Annotated in this window: 16 protein-coding genes; 5 read left to right on the top strand and 11 right to left on the bottom strand. The window is 68.2% G+C overall.

All coding sequences use genetic code 11. The features are described from left to right. Window positions 1-7 precede the first annotated feature (7 nt). The 3 genes from EV138_RS35770 to EV138_RS35760 are packed head-to-tail and all read right to left on the bottom strand — an operon-like array spanning window position 8 to window position 3,001. Window positions 8-841: a carbohydrate ABC transporter permease gene (locus EV138_RS35770; RefSeq protein WP_133985053.1), complete on the bottom strand. Its 834-nt coding sequence runs from the start codon at window positions 839-841 to the stop codon at window positions 8-10. After that, window positions 834-1,709 (bottom strand): carbohydrate ABC transporter permease, encoded by an 876-nt coding sequence (locus EV138_RS35765; RefSeq protein WP_133985051.1) that lies wholly within the window; start codon window positions 1,707-1,709, stop codon window positions 834-836. The genes EV138_RS35770 and EV138_RS35765 overlap by 8 nt, the downstream gene beginning before the upstream one ends. Next, entirely contained in the window at window positions 1,706-3,001 is a 1,296-nt protein-coding gene (locus EV138_RS35760) for an ABC transporter substrate-binding protein (RefSeq protein WP_133985049.1), read from the bottom strand. Before EV138_RS35760 ends, EV138_RS35765 begins: the two co-directional genes overlap by 4 nt. Before the next feature lie 219 nt (window positions 3,002-3,220). Between EV138_RS35760 and glgX the strand changes: the two genes are divergently transcribed. Continuing rightward, window positions 3,221-5,317: a glycogen debranching protein GlgX gene (gene glgX / locus EV138_RS35755; protein WP_439649027.1), complete on the top strand. Its 2,097-nt coding sequence runs from the start codon at window positions 3,221-3,223 to the stop codon at window positions 5,315-5,317. A gap of 101 nt (window positions 5,318-5,418) precedes the next feature. After that, window positions 5,419-6,219 (top strand): SGNH/GDSL hydrolase family protein, encoded by an 801-nt coding sequence (locus EV138_RS35750; protein WP_133985045.1) that lies wholly within the window; start codon window positions 5,419-5,421, stop codon window positions 6,217-6,219. Here EV138_RS35750 and EV138_RS35745 read toward each other — a convergent pair. The 4 genes from EV138_RS35745 to EV138_RS35730 all read right to left on the bottom strand — a co-directional run bounded on the left by EV138_RS35745 (window position 6,193) and on the right by EV138_RS35730 (window position 8,202). Beyond that, the gene (locus EV138_RS35745) at window positions 6,193-6,666 is read right to left on the bottom strand and encodes a hypothetical protein (protein ID WP_133985043.1); all 474 of its coding nucleotides are present in this window, start codon (window positions 6,664-6,666) and stop codon (window positions 6,193-6,195) included. The genes EV138_RS35750 and EV138_RS35745 overlap by 27 nt on opposite strands. Continuing rightward, entirely contained in the window at window positions 6,663-7,160 is a 498-nt protein-coding gene (locus EV138_RS35740; RefSeq protein WP_238158597.1) for an RNA polymerase sigma factor, read from the bottom strand. Before EV138_RS35740 ends, EV138_RS35745 begins: the two co-directional genes overlap by 4 nt. Beyond that, window positions 7,157-7,576, bottom strand: coding sequence for a DUF3995 domain-containing protein (locus EV138_RS35735; protein ID WP_133985041.1), 420 nt, complete (start codon window positions 7,574-7,576; stop codon window positions 7,157-7,159). Before EV138_RS35735 ends, EV138_RS35740 begins: the two co-directional genes overlap by 4 nt. Before the next feature lie 77 nt (window positions 7,577-7,653). Further along, entirely contained in the window at window positions 7,654-8,202 is a 549-nt protein-coding gene (locus EV138_RS35730; protein ID WP_202867105.1) for a PadR family transcriptional regulator, read from the bottom strand. A 182-nt stretch (window positions 8,203-8,384) separates the two neighbouring features. Here EV138_RS35730 and EV138_RS35725 point away from each other — a divergent pair, with 182 nt between their 5' ends. Further along, on the top strand, window positions 8,385-9,233 hold the full coding sequence (locus EV138_RS35725) for a MerR family transcriptional regulator (RefSeq protein ID WP_133985039.1): 849 nt from the start codon (window positions 8,385-8,387) through the stop codon (window positions 9,231-9,233). Next, complete coding sequence (locus EV138_RS35720; protein ID WP_133985037.1) at window positions 9,230-10,117, top strand: transglutaminase-like domain-containing protein; 888 nt, start codon at window positions 9,230-9,232, stop codon at window positions 10,115-10,117. The genes EV138_RS35725 and EV138_RS35720 overlap by 4 nt, the downstream gene beginning before the upstream one ends. Here EV138_RS35720 and EV138_RS35715 read toward each other — a convergent pair. Both EV138_RS35715 and glgP read right to left on the bottom strand, forming a co-directional pair. Next, window positions 10,095-10,985 (bottom strand): DMT family transporter, encoded by an 891-nt coding sequence (locus EV138_RS35715; RefSeq protein WP_133985035.1) that lies wholly within the window; start codon window positions 10,983-10,985, stop codon window positions 10,095-10,097. The two genes, EV138_RS35720 and EV138_RS35715, sit on opposite strands and share 23 nt — an antisense overlap. 490 nt (window positions 10,986-11,475) lie before the next feature. After that, complete coding sequence (gene glgP / locus EV138_RS35710; RefSeq protein WP_133985033.1) at window positions 11,476-14,073, bottom strand: alpha-glucan family phosphorylase; 2,598 nt, start codon at window positions 14,071-14,073, stop codon at window positions 11,476-11,478. 247 nt (window positions 14,074-14,320) lie between these two features. Here glgP and EV138_RS35705 point away from each other — a divergent pair, with 247 nt between their 5' ends. Continuing rightward, a complete protein-coding gene (locus tag EV138_RS35705) occupies window positions 14,321-16,309 on the top strand; it encodes an alpha-1,4-glucan--maltose-1-phosphate maltosyltransferase (RefSeq protein ID WP_133985031.1) in 1,989 nt (662 codons plus the stop codon). On the opposite strand, the gene EV138_RS35700 is transcribed toward EV138_RS35705, so the two are convergent. Further along, the gene (locus EV138_RS35700; protein ID WP_133985029.1) at window positions 16,306-17,481 is read right to left on the bottom strand and encodes a threonine synthase; all 1,176 of its coding nucleotides are present in this window, start codon (window positions 17,479-17,481) and stop codon (window positions 16,306-16,308) included. The genes EV138_RS35705 and EV138_RS35700 overlap by 4 nt on opposite strands. Before the next feature lie 11 nt (window positions 17,482-17,492). Next, window positions 17,493-18,071: a winged helix-turn-helix domain-containing protein gene (locus tag EV138_RS35695; RefSeq protein ID WP_133985027.1), complete on the bottom strand. Its 579-nt coding sequence runs from the start codon at window positions 18,069-18,071 to the stop codon at window positions 17,493-17,495. Window positions 18,072-18,221: the final 150 nt, after the last annotated feature.

The raw sequence follows: 18,221 nt of genomic DNA, 5'->3' as shown, positions 1-18,221 counted from the left end.
GAGTCCTCTACTTGAGTCCGGAGAATGCGATGCCTTCGACGACCCGGCGCTGCAGGACGACGAAGAGGATCAGGATCGGGGCCATCGCCATCAGGGCCGCAGCCATCATCACCCCTGGCGAGATACTGCCCTCGTACCCGCTCAGGGTGGCCAGCCCGACCGCGAGCGGCATCTGTTCCGGCGACGAGGTGACGACCAGCGGCCAGAGCAGGTCCGCCCACGAGGTGAGCACGGTGATGATGGCCAGCGAGACCAGCCCCGGTTTGGCGACCGGGAGGACGACCTTCCAGAACGTCTGCCACGGGTTGCAGCCGTCCAGCCGGGACGCCTCCTCCAGCTCGACCGGGATGGTCTTGAAGAACTGCATCATCAAGAAGGTGCCGAACGCGCTGAAGATGCCGGGGGCGATGATCCCCTGGATACTGTCCAGCCAGCCGAGCCGCTGGACGAGCTGGTACTGCGGGATCAGGTACACCTGGCTGGGCACCATCAGGATGGACAGGATCAGCGCCAGCATCACCGCCTTGAAGCGGAACGCCATCCGGGCGAACGCGTAGCCGGCCAGCGAGCAGAGCACCAGCTGCCCGACGGTCCGCCCGGTCGTCACGGCCACCGACACCCAGAACTGGCGCAGGAACGGCAGCCGCTGGAACACCTCGCTGAAGTTGCTCCACTCCAGTCCCTTCGGCAGCAGGTCCGGCGGGATCGCCTGGATCTCGGCCTGGCTGGAGAACGCCATCTTCAGCTGCCACAGGAACGGGAACATCATCACCAGGCTGCCCAGCACGAGCACGACGTGCGCGAGCCGGTTGCTGCCGAGGCGCTCGCTGCGGTCAGTCATAGTTCACCCACCTGCGCTGGAGCCGGAACTGGAACAGGGTCAGCAACCCGACCACGACCAGGATCAGTACGGCGACCGCCGCGGCGTACCCGCGTTCGTTGCCGACGAAGGCCGCGTCGTAGAACAGGAACACCAGCGACTGCGTCTTCGGCATCACCGGGTTGGCCGGGCCGAGCAACGCGAACAACTGGTCGAACAACTGGAACCCGGCGATCGTGGTGATCACCGACAGGAAGAAGATCGACGGGGTCAGCAGCGGGACCGTGATGGACCGGAACTGCTGGGTCCGGCTCGCCCCGTCCAGGGAGGCGGCCTCGTACAGCTCGGCCGGGATGCCTTTCAGCCCGGCCGAGAGCACGATCATGTTGAACCCGATCACCAGCCACAACCCGAGCAGCGCGACCGCGATCAACGCGAACCAGGGTTCGGTGATCCACGACGGCCCGTCGATGCCGATCGCCTTCAGCGCCTGGTTCAGGGCGCCGTAGTCGCTGTTGTAGATGATCCGCCAGACCAGCGAGATCGCGGTCGGCATCGCGACGTACGGAAGGAAGAACAGGGTGCGGTAGATCATCGCGCCCTTCAGGCCCGGCCGGTTCAGCAGGCTGGCGAAGAGCACCGCGATCGGGATGCCGAGCAGCACGATCGCGGTGTAGACGACGGTGTTCAGGATCGCCCGGTAGACCTCGGAGTCGCCGATCAACTGGCTGTAGTTCGCCGCGCCGACCCAGGTCGCGCCGCCGAACGGGCCGGACTCGGTGAAGCTGTCGTACAGCGTCTTGACCAGCGGCCAGAGGTAGAACACCAGCACGCCGAGGAAGGTGGGCAACACGAACACCCACGGCCACTTGCCGTCAGCCTTCCTCACTTCTCTTTGCCCAGCGCCTCGTCCATCTTGGCGGCGACTTCGGCGCCGACTTCGGACATCGGCTTGTCACCACCGAACGCGGGCGCGATCACATCGGTCTCGAGCTTGTTCCAGACGCCGGTGTCCTTGGAGACCGGGTACGGCTCGGCGTACTGCTCGGCCGCGTCGATATAGGTCTTCAGGTTGTACTGCGGCGCGGAGTTCACGAAGTCCGCCTGGGTTCCGGTGTACGCCGGGTTCGCGGCGCCCGCCTTCGCCTGGATCAGCGCGGCGTCCTTGCCGCCGAGGAACGCCAGGAACGCGGCGGCCGCCTCCGGGTTCTTCGACTTCGCGCTCATCACGTTGGCGATGCCGTGGATCACCGTCTTGCGCTGACCGTTCGGGGCCTTCGGCAACGGCACGACGGTGAAGTCGTTCTTGTACGGCGACTTGAGCGCGGCCGAGACGACCCAGTTGCCGTTCCACATCATCGCGGCCTTGCCGTCGAAGAAGCGGTCCTGACTCTTGGTCTCGGCGTTCTGCGCGTTCGACGGGGTGTAGCCGCCCTTGACCAGGTCCGACCAGAACTGGAGCGCCTCGACCGACTTCGGATCGGCGTACCCGGACTTGCCGTCCTTGATCACGAAGCCGCCGTTGCTCAGCATCGCCGGGTAGTAGTCGGCCTGGTTGCCGAGGCTGTCGCCGGTGGCGAAGATGCCCTTCGGGCCGAGCGCCGCCTTGAGCTTCACCGCGGCGGCCTTGTAGTCGTTCCAGGTCCAGTCCGCCGTCGGCGCGGCGACCTTGGCCTCGGCGAACAGCCGCTTGTTGTACCAGAGCGCGATCGTGTCGAAATCCTTCGGTACGCCGTACTGCTTGCCGTCCAGCGTGTAGAGATCGTCCAGCGCCTTCGGGTAGTTCGCCGGGTCGACCTTCTTGGCACCGGTCAGCCCGTCGAGGGTGGCGAGCTGCTTGTTGGCGGCGAACAGCTGGAAGTTCGGGCCGTTCATCCAGAACACGTCGGGCAGGTTGTTCGACGAGCCCTGGGTCTTGAGCTTGGTGAAGTACTGGTCGAAGGCGGCCAGCGAGATGGACACCTTCACGTTCGGATACTGCTGGTTGAACGCCTTCACGATCTGCTGCATCGCGGGCTGCTGGTTCACGTCCCAGATGGCGTAGGTGAGGTCGCCCTTCACCTGCGCCGGGTCGTCCGGGACCTTGGCGTCGTCGGCGGCACCGGAGTTGCCGCCACAGGCCGCGAGCGCGGTGACGGCGAGCGCGGCGGCGAACAGGGCCTTCAAGGGTGGGATTCGCATGAGGTCATCTCCTCGGCTTGCGGAGCACGAGAGCGTCGTCTGGACCGGCAAGGTCTTACTTGACAGGGATGGCGTCAGGTAATTTAGTAACGGTTCTTGCGTTTGTATCATTGCGCGTCCGTGTTCGCAACTACTCTGTCATGAACACAACTGTCATCGTTAGCGACATCTCACTGCTCCTTTGGACCGCCTAGGTCCTGTCATGGGCACAATGTGCCGGTGACCGAAGCCACCGCCGCCCCGAACGAGCTCGGCCCCGCCCCCGACCAGCACCCGCGGCTGGGCGCAGTGGTCCATCAAGACGGCACCACCTTCACGTTGTGGGCTCCCGCGGCAGAGCGCGTCGAGCTCGCGCTGATCGCTCCGGACGGCAGCCAGCGCAACCTGGACCTGGTGCACACCGGCGAGTACTGGACCGGCTTCGTCCGGGACGTCGGCCCCGGCCAGCGGTACGGGTACCGGGTGCACGGTCCGTTCGACCCGACCCACGGGCTGCGGTTCAACCCAGCCAAGCTGCTGCTCGACCCCTATGCCCGCGCGGTGGACGGATCACTCGACTTCGACAGCCCGCTGATCTACGACTCCTCCGAGGGCGACTCGGCCGGGCATGTGCCGGTCGGCGTGGTCGTCGGGTCCTCAGAGCCGCCACCACCCATCAGCCGGCCGGTGCCGTGGACCGAGACGGTCATCTACGAGTTGCACACGAAAGGCTTCACCAAGCTGCACCCCGACGTACCGGAGCATCAGCGCGGGACGTACGCCGGCCTGGCGCATCCCTCGGTGATCCAGTACCTGGTCGACCTCGGCATCACCTCGGTCGAACTGCTGCCGATCCATCACTTCCTCACCGAGCCGGCGATCGCGGCGCGCGGGCTGCCCAACTACTGGGGCTACAACACGCTGAACTTCTTCGCCCCGCACGCGCCGTACTCGTCGTCGGGCTCGCTGGGTGAGCAGGTCGCCGAGTTCAAGGCGATGGTGGCCGCGTTCCACGCCGCGGGGATCGAGGTCATCCTCGACGTGGTCTACAACCACACCGCCGAGGGCGGGTTCGACGGGCCGACGCTGAGCTTCCGCGGCATCGACAACCGCGCGTACTACCGGCTCACCCAGGGCGGCACGATGTACGACGTGACCGGCACCGGGAACTCTGTCGACACGTCACACCCGCAGGTCCGCCGGCTGGTGATGGACTCGCTGCGCTACTGGGTCGAGGAGATGGGCGTCGACGGGTTCCGCTTCGACCTCGCGGTGACGCTGATCCGCAACGAACGGCACGAGGTCGACACCGTCAACCATCCGTTCCTCGCCGAGGTCGCCGCGGATCCGGTGCTCGGCCGGGTCAAGCTGATCTCCGAGCCGTGGGACGTCGGCAACTTCGGCTACCAGGTCGGCAACTTCGGTACGCCGTGGTCGGAGTGGAACGGCAAGTTCCGCGACTCGGTGCGCGACGTCTGGCGGACGTCGTCGTACGGCGTACAGGACCTCGCCTACCGCCTGTCCGGCTCCAGCGACCTGTACGGCGACGACGGGCGCTACCCGTATGCCTCGATCAACTTCGTCACCGCGCACGACGGGTTCACCCTGCGCGACCTGGTCTCGTACAACCACAAGCACAACGAGCAGAACCACGAGGACAACCGGGACGGCACCGACGACAACCGGTCCTGGAACTGCGGCGTCGAAGGCGAGACCGACGACCGGGGCGTCATCGCGCTGCGCAAACGGCAGATGGCGAACCTGATGGCGACGCTGGTGCTGTCGACCGGCGTACCGATGATCACCGCCGGGGACGAGTGCGGGCGCACGCAGCACGGCAACAACAACGCCTACTGCCAGGACAACGAGACTTCGTGGTTCGACTGGACCCTGCTGTCCTCGTGGTCGGACCAACTGGAGCTGACCAAGAAGCTGCTCGCACTGCGCTCGGCCCACCCCGCGTTGCGGCAGTGGCACTACTTCTCCGGCCAGCCCGTCGTCCCCGGCGGTCGCAAGGACCTGTCCTGGATCGCGCCGCACGGCGGGGAGATGACCGAGGCCGACTGGCACGACGGCAACCTCCGCACGATCGGGATGTTCCTGGCCGGCGACGCCATCCGCGGAACCGATGCCGAAGGCAACGTTCCCGTGGACAACTCGTTCCTGCTCGCCCTCAACGCCACCGCGGAAACCCGCGAGGTCGTCGTACCGGACGCCTCCTGGGCCCCGGCGTACGAGGTCGTCCTGGACACCTCCGGAAGCGGCGCCACCGAGGTCGAGGCCAACGCCGTAGTCCCCCTAGCCCCCCGCTGCCTGGTGCTCCTTCGAGCACTCTGAGGTTGTTCACCTAGCTCGGGTACCTTCGTTCGTCACCAACTGTTCACGTCCGGGACACCTCCAGTGGTCCGGCGGTGAAGTGATGTCCGGAGGGGGCCTGAATGGCGTTACTGGGAACGGCGGAGCGGCACTACGAACGCAGCGAGCACGACCACACGACTCCGATCGGAGTTCTGCATCAGTTGGTCGTGCGTTGGGGTGATGCCGAGCGGATGACGTCGCGGCGGGCCTTCCGGCGGTGGTGTGACGGGGTTGCCTTCGTCGATGTCCAGGCGCGGACGTTCGCGGAGTACTGGACTGAGCAGAACTCGGTTGCCCGCACCGGTGACGGTCCGCTCTGGGTGGTGCTGGGCGACTCGACTGCTCAAGGTCTCGGGGCCAGCTCACCGCTGCACGGGTACGTCGGTCAGGTGCTGCATGTCTTGAACGGCCGGTCGCATCGTCCGTGGCGCATCCTGAACCTCTCGCGCGCCGGTGCTCAGGCCGCGCATGTGCTCAACGACCAACTGCCGTTGCTCGAAGCGCTCGGTACGGAGCCGGACCTGGTCACCTGCGGGATCGGCAGCAACGACATCCTCGGCACGGTTCCGAAGAAGGCGCACAGCAACCTTCGCCAACTGATCCACCGGCTCCCCTCGTCCTCGGTCGTCATGGATCTGCTGCTGCCGGACAGGTTCTGGTTGGTCGGCGGCATCTGCAGCCCGTACGTCGCCGGCCTCAACCGGACGATCCACGCCGCCGCCCTCGAACGCGGTCTGCCGGTAGCGGAGGTCTCCCGTCACGTCCGCCCACCGTGGCGCGGCAAGCTCGCCCCCGACCTCTTCCACCCGAACGACCACGGCTACCGGCCACTGGCCAACGCCCTCCTCGCTGCGCTACCGAGTACTGTCGCGCAGTACTAGCTCCTGAAGGCGATCGAGCGACTTGGTGCTCTCTCGTCGTACGCCGATGGGCACGAGCGCTGCGCGAGTCGGAACGCGGACTCCCCCGGTCAGCGCGACGCGGGTGCGACCGTCCGGTTCCTCGGCCGCCGCCATGCCGATCAGCAGGAAGCGGCTCTGCAGCCAGCACCAGCCAGGGCGGACGGTCCCTTGTAGGTGGGCCCGGAAGCCGTAGCGGCTGCGGGCGTGGAGACTGACGCGGTCGCCGTCGACGGTCAGGTCGGTGATCGAGTGCATGTCGGGCTGGATCTCGGCGAAGCTCCGGCCGCCGTCCCACATCACCTCCCACACGACCGGGAGCGGACGATCGAAGACTCGCTCGGTGACGACGGCACCCGGAATCCCGGCAGCGAGAGCGCGGAGGCGGCGGACGGCGTCGAGTTCTGCTTGCGGCCAGTTGGCGGTCATGAGGTCCAGGCCTTTCGGAAACTTGCGCGGGCGCGATGAAGACGGGATTTCGCCGTCCCTGCCGGTACTGCGAGGAGCTCCGCGGCCGCCGCCTCGTCAAGCCCCTCGAGGTCGCGCAGTACCAGCAGGGCACGGTGTTCGGGCGACAGCCTCGCCAAGGTGTCCCGTACGTCGATCGCCAGCTGCGGGTCGCCGCGGGCCGGCAAGTCGGCGAGCTCAGCGACGACCTGCCGCCCCTCCTGCCGCGCCACCCGGACCGCTTCCCGGACGGCGATCGCCCGGACCCACCCGAACAGCGCAGCCGGCTCCTTCAACGTGCGCAGCGATCTGAACACCGCCACGAGCGCCTCCTGGGTCGCGTCCGGACCGTTGCCCAAGGCAATCGGCCCGCAGATCCGCCCGATGTACGGCGTGAGCTGGTCGAGCAGGTCGCTCATCGCGAGCGTGTTCCCGCCCTGCGCCGCACGCACGAGCCGCTCCGGATCCTTGATCACCCGGCGAACTCTTCCAGGCGGGACCGCCCGGAACGAATGAGCCCGACGTCGATCGCCAGGAGCGCGAGGCAGGCGGGGGTGTAAACGCAGAGGTTGAGCCAGTAGAACGCAGTACTGGTATCGCCGAAGGCCCACACCAGGCCCAGGGCGGCTCGGGCGGCCAAGCCGGTTGCCAGGCCGCAGACGACAAGTCTCGCGAGAGCGGACCGATCGGATCGCTGGACCGCGACGGCCAGGAGCACGTGCAGCCCCGCCAAGGGAAGCACTACTTGGGGAGCGAAGGAAGCGTCGATCCCGAGGACCGCTCGGGAAAGTGATCGCTCATCGGCGGCCGGCCAGGTCGCGCCCGTCGCCCAGTAGAGGTGCACTGCCGCCAGCAGGATGTGTGCGCTCGCGGCGACTTTTCGAGAACCCATTCCGACCCCTCCTCAGATGTGTGGACATCGGGGAAGAGGAGCCGTTCGGCCGAAACGTTCCCTGCGTGACGCAGGTCTCAGGCTTCGGGCGTCTGCGGGCCGTCGGCCAGCAGGAGGTAGAGCGAGCGGCGGGCTTCGGCGAGGATCTTGGCGGCCGCGGCGCGCTGCTCTTCCGAGCCGCTCCGGCCGACCTGCCGCGTTGCCGAGTGCAACTCTTCGAGCAGTCCACGGAGGTCGGTGGCGGGCTCCGTGCTCGCGAAGCCGGCGAACGGGTCGACGGACGTCTCGCGACGACCTTCGACGTACTCGCGTCCGGCGTCGGTCAGGGTGACGAGCTTGCGGCCGGCTTCCGCGGTCACGGTGACCAGGCCCTCGTCTTCCAGCTGGTTGATGGTCGGGTAGATCGCGCCGGGGCTGGGGGTCCAGCGCCCGCCGCTGCGGTCGGCAATGGCTTGCATCAACTGGTAGCCGTGCATCGGCTGCTCGCCGAGCAGCATCAGCACGGCGGTCCGGACATCGCCGCGCGGAGCCCGGCCACGGCCTGGGCCACGACGAGGACCGCGGCCGTAGCCGCGCTCGCCTCGTTCACCGCGTCCGCGGTGCATCGGGATGCCTTCTTCGCCCATCCGCGGTCCACCGCGGCGGGGGTGACGATGGCCGCGTCCGCGGCCTCTGGGTTCGTCTGGGGTGTTCATCATATCCTCCAAGATATTGTTGATGACACTAACGATATATCGTTACCTTCTCCAACACAAGCCTGTCGCGGAAACTTCCCTCTGCCCCTGGGGTAGGGTGTTCACTGGCGTCCATGGCTGCACGGGATCTCGACGACGAGCTGACGATCAGCGAGTTCGGCCGCCGGGCCGGTCTCTCCCACAAGGCACTGCGCCTGTACGACGTATCGGGGCTGCTCGCCCCGGCCAGGGTCGACCCGGCCAACGGGTTCCGGTTCTACTCGGTCAGCCAGCTCGAGCGGGCCCGCCGGATCAGCGTGCTGCGCCAACTCGACGTACCGCTCGCGACGATCACCGAGATCCTGGCCGGCACCGACGAGGAAGGCCTGATCCGGCTCGACCGCTGGTGGGCCGCCGAACAGGCCACCAACGAGGCTCGCAGGGCGACGCTGGAGTACCTGCGCGACCGGCTGCTCCGGCCGTCGACTCCCGGGCTGGCGCCGCGGCCCGTACTGACTCGTGAGGTCCCCGAGACCAAGATCGCGACGATCCGCACGGACACCGACCAGCAGTTGCTGGTCGGGGTGATCATCTCCTCGGTGATGCAGATCCGCGCGCATCTCGACCGGGCCGGTGCCGTGCTGACCGGCGGCTCGTGGGTGATCTTCCACGGCGCGGTCACGCCGGAGAGCGAGGCGCCCGTCGAGGTGTGCGTTCCGTTCACCGGGCTGGTCGACCCGGCCGGGCCGATCGCGATCCGGGTCGAACCGGCGCACACCGAGGCCTATTGCACGCTCACCAAGGACGAGTGCGCCTACCCGCGGATCATGCTCGCCTACGACCTCCTCAGCGACTGGGTGCGGCGGGCCGGCGTACCGACGACCGGCGCTGTCCGCGAGATCTACCACCCGAACTTCCCGGCGGCCGCCGGCTCGGACCTGGCCGTCGACATCGCCCAACCGATCGAAGGACCACGGAAATGACGACTTCCCCCGCCGACTACGCCGCCCAGACACCCTTCAGCGATCCGGGCGAGTACGCCGAACTCTTCGACGCGGTGCCCGCCGACATCCCAGGGCTGACCGAGGTGATCCGCAACCTGGTGATCCACTACCGCGGCGGCGGCATCGAGTTCACCGGCGACCGGTACGACGAGATCAACCACCGCTGGGTCTCGGCGATGCTGGCGACCGATCAGAAACGCAACGGTACTGCGCTCGCCATACCGCGGGAGCCCGTCGACCGCATCGTCGGGTGCTGCCGCGACTTCACCTTGCTGGCGGTCTCCGCCCTTCGCCACAAGGGGATCCCGGCCCGTAGCCGGGTCGGGTTCGCTTCGTACTTCGCCGAGGGTTTCAATCCCGATCACGTCGTCGCGGAGTACTGGAACGGTGATCGCTGGGTGATGGTCGACTCGCAGCTCGGGCCCGACCCGCACTGGAAGTTCGACCCGCAGGACATGGAGCCGGGGTGGTTCCGCTCGGCGGCCGAGGTGTGGCTGGGCTACCGTTCCGGTGCGCTGGACGGCGACGACTTCGGGGTCGATCCGGGGATGCCGATCCGGGGTGGCTGGTTCATCCGCAACTACGTGTTCTTCCAGCTGGCCCATCTGCAGGGCGACGAGCTGCTGCTCTGGGACGCCTGGGGCGCCCAGTCGGGCTCGCTCGACGACGCCGATCTCGAGCTTGCGGACGAGATCGCCACGCTACTGGTTGCCTCTGACAACGGAGATGAGGCGGCGACCGCAGTACTGGCTGCTCGTTATGCCGAGGACCCGCGGTTGCACCCCGGCGATCGGATCCTGCAGTTGTCGCCGGCCGGGCATCCGCCGGTGACCGTCGACCTCAGGACGCGCGCGACGGTCTGATCATCGTGATCGCGACCGCGCCGAGGGTCAGCGCGATCGCGATCCAGGTCGTCACCGGCGGGCGGTGCGCGCCGAGGGTGTCGAGGAGTACGGCGCCGAGGAGCTGACCCGCGATGCTGGTCAGACCGAAGACGAGTACGCCGAGGGTGCGGACGACCGAGGTCGCGATGGCGATCACGCCGACGCCGACGAAGCCGCCGCAGTACAGCCAAGGTTCTGTCGGGAGTTCGCCGGGGGTCTTGCCGCGGATCAGGAACTCGATCGGCAGCGCGATGCAGAGCGTGCAGCCGGCCACGACGAAGTTGACGAGCGCGGCGGCCCAGGGCGATCCGGCGACCGCCCCGACCCGGCCGTTGAGAGCTGATTGCAGGGCGAGACCGAGGCCGGCGATCAGCGGAAGGACGAGCAAGGCGATCTTGCTGTGCCCGGCCAGCTGATCGTGACCGGCGATAGCGACCGCGCTCACCCCCGCGGCCGCGCCGATCAGTCTGCGTACCGTGATGACACGGACGCCGCCCGGGCCGAGTCCCGCCCGATCGACAGCGAGGCTGCCGGCCGACGTACCGCCGACCACCGCGACGGTGAAGACCCCGACCCCGAGAGCGCTGACGCTCACGCCTTGGCTCACGACGTACAGGGCGCCCGCCACGCCACCGAGACACTGCCACCACCGAAGGGCTTGCACTCGCAGAGCTTCCCGGAGCTGCGCCAAGGCCCGACGACCGACCCGCGAGCCGGGCACGATCGCCAGCAGAACCAGGATCCCGCTACCGGTGGAGATCATCGAGGCGACGACACCGTCGCCAAGGCTGGCGCCTAGCCCGCCGTTGAGCCGAGCCTGCACGGCCAAGCCCACACCGCCAACCACGGCCAACCCGACAGCACCAAACCGCCGAACCCTGAGCGCCTCCACTGCACTGATCTTTCCACGGCGGCTGAGGTTCCCTGCCCCGGCGTCTGCCTCTTCTGCGTGGCGCGGTTGGCGCTTAGCTCCCGCCCACCGACAGGCACCCAGTTTCCACCGGGCGATGCAGGATTCGGGCCACCCATCACCAGCACCCGCGACGCGTGGTCGTGCTCGCGCCGGGGTTGACCAGCACCAGGTCAAGCAAGCCGCACGGCGAGCCCACCGAGCGAGCGATGCAGGAGCCGGGCGACCCGCCGGCAACTCGCACCGCCGAGCGAGCCGCGCCGCGCACCCACCGAGCAGGCGACGCAGGAGCCCGCGACCCGGGCGGGTGGGAGCCAGCCGCCGAAGGACGCGACGCAGGAGGGCCCGCAGGCGACGGCGTGGGGGGGAACCAACGGACGCGAGCCCCGCCGAGTGAGGTCGGCGGGGCTCGCGGTTTGAGTGACGGTTAGAACTCGGAGCCGGCGGGGAGGTCCGGGGTTTCCGGGTCCTCGGGGTCCGAGGGGCCTGCGGCGAGGCCCAGTTCGGCGGGGCTGGCGAGCATCGCGTTCTTCGGGAGGACGCGGACCGTGTAGCCGAACGGGCCGGTGCGGTCGAGCTTCAGCTCACCTTCGTACCGGTGCCGGTTGCCTTCGTACGTCTCCGCCAGCGACAGCGACACCCGGACCGGGTCGGTGATCTCGTCGTCGGAGTTCACCCGGCCGTGCAGCGCCTCGACGTCGATATCGCCAGGAGTCAGGTCGCCCAGCGTCACATACGCGCGGATCCCGACCGTCGTACCGAGCTGCGGTACGTCGCCAAGGCCCTGCAACTCGACGTGGTCGACGCGGATCTGCGGCCAGGCCGCCCGCACCTTCTTCTTCCACGCCGCCAACGCGCGCGCACCTTCGTACGTCGAGTTGAGCTCGCGCGACGAGTGCGCGGCCGGCACGTACAGCCGCTCGACGTAGTCGCGCACCATCCGGGTCGCGAGCACCTTCGGGCCGAGTTCCTTGATCGTGTGCCGGAGCATCTCGATCCAGCGGCCCGGGACGTCACCGTCGTAGAAGCGCGGTGCGACCTGCTTCTCGATCAGGTCGTACAGCGCGTGCGCCTCGAGGTCGTCGCGGCGGTCGGTGTCCTCGATGCCCTCGGCGGACGGGATCGCCCAGCCGAACTCGTCGTCGTACCACTCGTCCCACCAGCCGTCGCGGATCGACAGGTTCAGCGCACCGTTCAGCGCCGCCTTCATCCCCGACGTACCGCAGGCCTCGTAGGGACGCAGCGGGTTGTTCAGCCAGACGTCGCAGCCCGGGTACATCGGCTGCGCCAGCGCGATGTCGTAGTCGGGCACGAAGACGATGCGGTGCCGTACTTCGGGGTCGTCGGCGAAGCGCACCATTTCCTGGATCAGCTTCTTGCCGCCCTCGTCGGCCGGGTGGGCCTTGCCGGCGATGACGATCTGGATCGGCCGGGTCGGGTGCAGCAGCAGCGCCTTCAACCGGGCCGGGTCGCGCAGCATCAGCGTCAGACGCTTGTACGACGGTACGCGGCGCGCGAACCCCATCGTCAGGACGTCGGGGTCCAGGATCGAGTCGACCCAGCCCAGTTCGGCCTCGGACGCGCCCCGGTTCACCCAGGACGCGCGGACGCGGGCGCGGGTGTCGTCGATGAAGCGCTGCCGCAGCATCCGCTTCGTCTCCCACAGCAGCGCGTCGGTGGTCTTGTCCAGACCCTCGAACATGCCCTCGGAGTCGCCCTGGTCGGCGTTCGCGTAAGTCAGCGCCGAGATCTCCCGCGCCACCCAGGTCGGCGCGTGCACGCCGTTGGTGATGGAGGTGATCGGCACGTCGGACGGGTCGAAGCTCGGCCACAGCCCGGCGAACATCCCGCGGCTGACGACGCCGTGCAGCTTGGAGACACCGTTGGCGCGCTGGGCCAGCCGCAGCCCCATGATCGCCATGTTGAAGACGCTCGGGTCGCCGTTCTCGAAGTCCTCCGCGCCGAGCGCGAGGATCCGGTCGATCGGGACACCGTCGCCGAACACGTCCGGCGAGAAGTGCTGCTGGATCAGCTCGACCGGGAACCGGTCGATGCCGGCCGGGACCGGCGTGTGGGTGGTGAACACGGTGCCGCCGCGGGCGACCTCGAGCGCGGTGTCGAAGTCGAGCTGCTGCTCGGTGGCGAGTTCGCGGATGCGCTCGATGCCGAGGAAGCCGGCGTGGCCCTCGTTGGTGTGGAAGACCTCGGGCGCCGCGTGGCCGGTGATCCGGCAGTACTCGCGGACGGCGCGGACACCGCCGACGCCGAGCAGGAGCTCCTGGAGCAGCCGGTGCTCGGTCGTCCCGCCGTACAGCCGGTCGGTGACCTCGCGCTCGGCGGCCTCGTTCTCCTCGATGTCGGAGTCGAGCATCAGCAGCGGCACGCGGCCGACCTGGGCGACCCAGATCTGGGCGTGCAGTTCGCGGCCGCCCGGCAGGGTGACGGTGACGAGGGCAGGTGCCTCGCCGTCGCGGAGCAGGCTGATCGGCAGCCCGTCCGGGTCCACCAGCGGGTACCGCTCCTGCTGCCAGCCCTCGCGGTTCAGCGACTGCACGAAGTAGCCGTGCCGGTACATCAGGCCGACGCCGATCAACGGCACGCCGAGGTCGCTGGCCGCCTTCAGGTGGTCGCCGGCCAGGATGCCGAGACCGCCGGAGTACTGCGGCAGGACGTGGGTGATGCCGAACTCCGGCGAGAAGTAGGCGACCGAGTTGACCGGCGTACCGGCGTCGGACTGGAACCACCGGTCGTCGGTCACGTAACCGGTCAGGTCGGCCACCGCCAGCTCGAGCCGGCGCAGGAAGGCATGGTCGTTCGCCAGCTCGTCGAGCCGGGCCGCCGGGACCTCACCGAGGAGCCGGACCGGGTCACCGCCGGTGGACCGCCACAGCTGGGGGTCGACAGCCTCGAAGACATCTTGTGTCTCCGGGTGCCAGGCCCAGCGAAGGTTGTTCACCAGGGTGCCGAGACCGGTCAGCGGCTCGGGCAGGACAGGGCGGACGGAGAATCGTCGTATCGCTCGCACCGGGACACCGTACCGGCAGACCGAGCCCAGAACACCCTCGGGATGCATCAATCTTGCAACGCGAGCAAGATCTTGCAGGACCAGACCAGTTGCACGGCAGGACCGACCGGTGAGGCAACCGACCGAGTCGTGGACAGACCGACCGAACTGTGACCCTTGCATGGCGTGGCGACACAATGGGAACCGATAACGTCAGTGCTGTACTTCTCTGTCCCCGCTAGTCGGAAAGCGAAGGTTCGTTAACTCCATGACTGGGCGCATCCCGATCACCGACGTCAGCCCGACCGTCGACGCCGGAGCGTATCCGGCCAAGGCGTCGGTCGGCGAGACCTTCACCATCGCGGCCGACGTGTTCCGCGAGGGACACGACGCGGTGAACGCGAACGTCGTACTGACGTCGCCGACGGGACAGACCAGACGGATGCTGATGTCCCCGGTCGGCCAGGGCAGCGACCGGTGGACGGTCGACGTCACCCTGCAGGAGCAGGGTGCCTGGACGTTCGCGGTCGAGGGCTGGAGCGATCCGTACGGGACGTGGCGGCACAACGCCGAGATCAAGATCCCGGCCGGTATCGACGTCGACCTGATGTTCGCCGAGGGCGCCGCGTTCTTCGACCGCGCCGCGGCCGGTGTGCCACCGGCGGTGCGCGTGGACCGCAGTACGTTGAGTGACGCCGCGCAGGCGCTGGCGAACGGCGCACTGCCGCCGGAGGCCCGGCTCGCCGCCGGGATCTCGCCGCAGGTCCGCGCCGCCCTCGGGCGGTATCCGGTCCGCGAACTGATCACCTCCTCCGAGACCTTCCCGGTCTGGGTGGACCGTCGCCTCGCGCTCTACGGCAGTTGGTACGAGTTCTTCCCGCGCTCCGAAGGCGCGAGGTTCGACGAGGAGACCCAGACCTGGAAGTCGGGCACCTTCCGTACGGCGGCGGAGCGGCTCGAGGCCGTCGCCAAGATGGGCTTCGACGTGCTCTACATGCCGCCGGTCCATCCGATCGGTCACTCGTACCGCAAGGGTCCGAACAACACCCTCGACCCGAAGCCGGGTGACCCCGGTTCGCCGTGGGCGATCGGTTCGGCCGAGGGCGGTCACGACGCGATCCACCCCGAGCTCGGCACCTTCGAGGACTTCGACTACTTCGTCGGCCGGGCCCGCGAGCTCGGGCTCGAGGTGGCGATCGACCTTGCGCTGCAGGCCTCGCCGGATCACCCGTGGGTGACCGAGCACCCGAAGTGGTTCTCGGTCCGCGCCGACGGTTCGATCGCGTACGCGGAGAACCCGCCGAAGAAGTACCAGGACATCTACCCGATCAACTTCGACAACGACCCCGAGGGCATCTACGCCGAGGTGCTGCGGATCGTGAAGCTGTGGATCTCCCACGGTGTCACCGTGTTCCGGGTCGACAACCCGCACACCAAGCCGGTGAACTTCTGGGAATGGCTGCTCGGCGAGGTCCGCAAGACCGACCCGGACGTGGTGTTCCTGTCCGAGGCGTTCACCCGCCGGCCGATGATGCGTGAGCTGGCGAAGGTCGGGTTCCACCAGTCGTACACCTACTTCACCTGGCGCAACGAGAAGTGGGAGCTGGAGGAGTACCTGCAGGAGCTGACCCAGGAGACCGGGCACTACCTGCGGCCGAACTTCTTCGTGAACACGCCGGACATCCTGACGGCCTACCTGCAGTACGGCGGTCCGGGCGCGTTCAAGATCCGCGCCGCGATCGCCGCGACCTCCGCACCCGCCTGGGGTGTGTATGCGGGCTACGAGTTGTTCGAGCACGTCGCGCTGCGGCCGGGCTCCGAGGAGTACCTGGACACCGAGAAGTTCCAGCTCCGGCCGCGCGACTGGGAGGCGGCTGCCGCCGAGGGTCGCACGCTCGCGCCGTACATCACGCTGCTGAACAACATCCGGCGCCGGCACCCCGCGCTCCAGCAACTGCGCAACCTGAGCCTGCACACGGTCGACGACGACCAGATCATGTGCTTCTCCAAGCGGGTCACCGGCCCGGACGGGCACAGCGACACCGTCATCGTCGTGGTGAACACCGACCCGCACTCGGTCCGCGAGTCGATGGTCCACCTCGACATGGCGGCCCTCGGCATGCGCCCGGAGGACACCTTCACCGTGTACGACGAGATCAGCGGCGCCACCTGGCGTTGGGGCCAGCAGAACTACGTCAAGCTCGACCCCAACGGCGAGCCGGCGCACATCCTCGCGGTCCGCCGCGGGCAGGCCTAGAGCGGGACCGTCTCCGGGTACTTCAGGCCGGTACCGGTGTTCAGGGCAACGACCTGATCATCGGCCTTGATCCAGCCCGACGCCCGGAGTTGCCGGACAGCAGCGAAGTTGGCGGCGCCTTCGGGACACACGAAGGCGCCTTCCACCTCGGCGCAGCGACGCTGAGCAGCAAGGATCTCCTCGTCGTCCACGGCGATCGCGCAACCATCGGTCTCCGCGATCGCTTGCAGGACAAGGAAATCACCGAGCGCCTTCGGCACAGTGATGCCGAAGGCAACGGTCTTCGCGTCGGCCCACGGCTCGCTCTCCGGCAGTCCCTTCTCCCACGCCGTCACGATCGGCGCACACCCGGTGGCCTGTACCGCGACCAGCCGCGGCATCGGCCCGTCGACCCAGCCGAGCGCGGCCAGTTCGGCCAGCGCCTTCCAGATCCCGATCAGCCCGACGCCGCCACCGGTCGGGTAGAGGATCACGTCCGGCATCTTCCAGCCCAGCTGCTCGGCGATCTCCAGACCCATCGTCTTCTTGCCCTCGATCCGGTAGGGCTCCTTCAACGTCGACACGTCCAGGTAGCCGTCCCGCGTCGCCAACTGCTCGCGGATCCAGGCGCCGGCGTCACCGATCAACCCGTCGATCAGCTTCAGCTCCGCCCCGACGATCGTCACCTCCCGCCGGCAGATCTCCGGCGCCGCGATCGGCATCGCGATCAGCGCCTCCATCCCCGCCCGGGCCGCGAAGGTCGCCCACGCCGACCCGGCGTTCCCGTTCGTCGGCATCGCGATCTTCCGCACGCCGACCTCGTACGCGCGCGACACCCCGACCGCGGCCCCGCGCGCCTTGAACGTGCCGGTCGGGATCAGCCCTTCGTCCTTCATCAGCAGGTTCGGTACGCCGAGCTCCCGCCCGTACGCCGGCAGGGCGAGCAAGGGGGTCATGCCCTCCCCCAGGCTGATCACGTTCGCCGGATCGCGGACCGGCAGCAACTCGTGGTACCGCCAGAGATCCGGCGCCCGCGAGGCGACCTCCGCCTTGGTCAGGCCGGCCCGCACCTCGTCGAGGTCGTAGCGGGCGAGCAGGGGCGAGCCGCAGTCGCAGAGACCGATCACCTGATCGGGGTCGTGGACGAGACCGCACTTCGGGCATTCGAGCTGACGCAAGGCTGAGAAGCGCACGAGTTCAGAGGCTACCCGGCACGCAATCCGGTGATCGACGGTCGCTGGTGATCGGTGAGCCGGAAGCCGGTCCCCCGGACCGCGTCGATGGTGACCGTCGTACCGAGTTCGTCGAGTTTGCGCCGCAACCGCTTCACCAGCGAATGCACATCGGCCGTTCCGCGCAGATGCCGGTTGCCCCAGACGGCCTGGTGCAGCGCCTCGTACGTCCAGGTTCGCAGCGGCTCGATCGTCAACTGCAGCAGCAGATCGTGCTCCAGTTCCGTCAACGGAACCTCCCGGTCCCGCCACTGCGCCACCGACCGCGCCGAATCGATCGTGAGTACGTCGGCCGACCGCGTCCTGCGCTCAGGTCGCGTCCGGGTGACCGCAACGGCCGGCTCGGGCGGTTCGGGTTGCTCAGGAGGCTGCTGGGCGGCGGGCGAGATCAGCTTGCGGAGTTCGTCCAGGCTGGAGACGAGCAGCAGCGGCGCGACGTCGTCGACCAGTTCGGCCAGCCGGACCCGCTCCTCGAGCGAGGCGTTGACGGCGATGAGCAGGGGAAACGAGGCGGGGTCGTTCGGTCGATCAGGAACACGGGCGGTGACCATCCGGCTACGGTGTCAACCCCTGCCTGTAATCGTCAACGGATTGACAAATAATGGCGGGCTTTGCCTCGAAGCGGGCAACCGCTAGTGACGTCTTGCTCACGAAGTGTGCTTGTTCAGACCTTTGCGTGACACATAGGGTCCACGACAAGC

Origin of the sequence: Kribbella voronezhensis (assembly GCF_004365175.1) — a bacterium.
Lineage (GTDB): Bacteria > Actinomycetota > Actinomycetes > Propionibacteriales > Kribbellaceae > Kribbella > Kribbella voronezhensis.
The sequence above is the reverse complement of the archived record's forward strand: the minus strand, read 5'-3'. Positions and strand labels throughout refer to the sequence as shown.

Excerpts from the sequence above, each read along its gene's own strand:
- EV138_RS35770 (WP_133985053.1), bottom strand. The coding sequence starts at position 841 with ATGACTGACCGCAGCGAGCGCCTCGGCAGCAACCGGCTCGCGCACGTC.
- EV138_RS35760 (WP_133985049.1), bottom strand. The coding sequence starts at position 3,001 with ATGCGAATCCCACCCTTGAAGGCCCTGTTCGCCGCCGCGCTCGCCGTC.
- EV138_RS35750 (WP_133985045.1), top strand. The coding sequence starts at position 5,419 with ATGGCGTTACTGGGAACGGCGGAGCGGCACTACGAACGCAGCGAGCAC.
- EV138_RS35745 (WP_133985043.1), bottom strand. The coding sequence starts at position 6,666 with ATGACCGCCAACTGGCCGCAAGCAGAACTCGACGCCGTCCGCCGCCTC.
- EV138_RS35735 (WP_133985041.1), bottom strand. The coding sequence starts at position 7,576 with ATGGGTTCTCGAAAAGTCGCCGCGAGCGCACACATCCTGCTGGCGGCA.
- EV138_RS35730 (WP_202867105.1), bottom strand. The coding sequence starts at position 8,202 with ATGGGCGAAGAAGGCATCCCGATGCACCGCGGACGCGGTGAACGAGGC.
- EV138_RS35725 (WP_133985039.1), top strand. The coding sequence starts at position 8,385 with ATGGCTGCACGGGATCTCGACGACGAGCTGACGATCAGCGAGTTCGGC.
- EV138_RS35720 (WP_133985037.1), top strand. The coding sequence starts at position 9,230 with ATGACGACTTCCCCCGCCGACTACGCCGCCCAGACACCCTTCAGCGAT.
- EV138_RS35705 (WP_133985031.1), top strand. The coding sequence starts at position 14,321 with ATGACTGGGCGCATCCCGATCACCGACGTCAGCCCGACCGTCGACGCC.
- EV138_RS35695 (WP_133985027.1), bottom strand. The coding sequence starts at position 18,071 with ATGGTCACCGCCCGTGTTCCTGATCGACCGAACGACCCCGCCTCGTTT.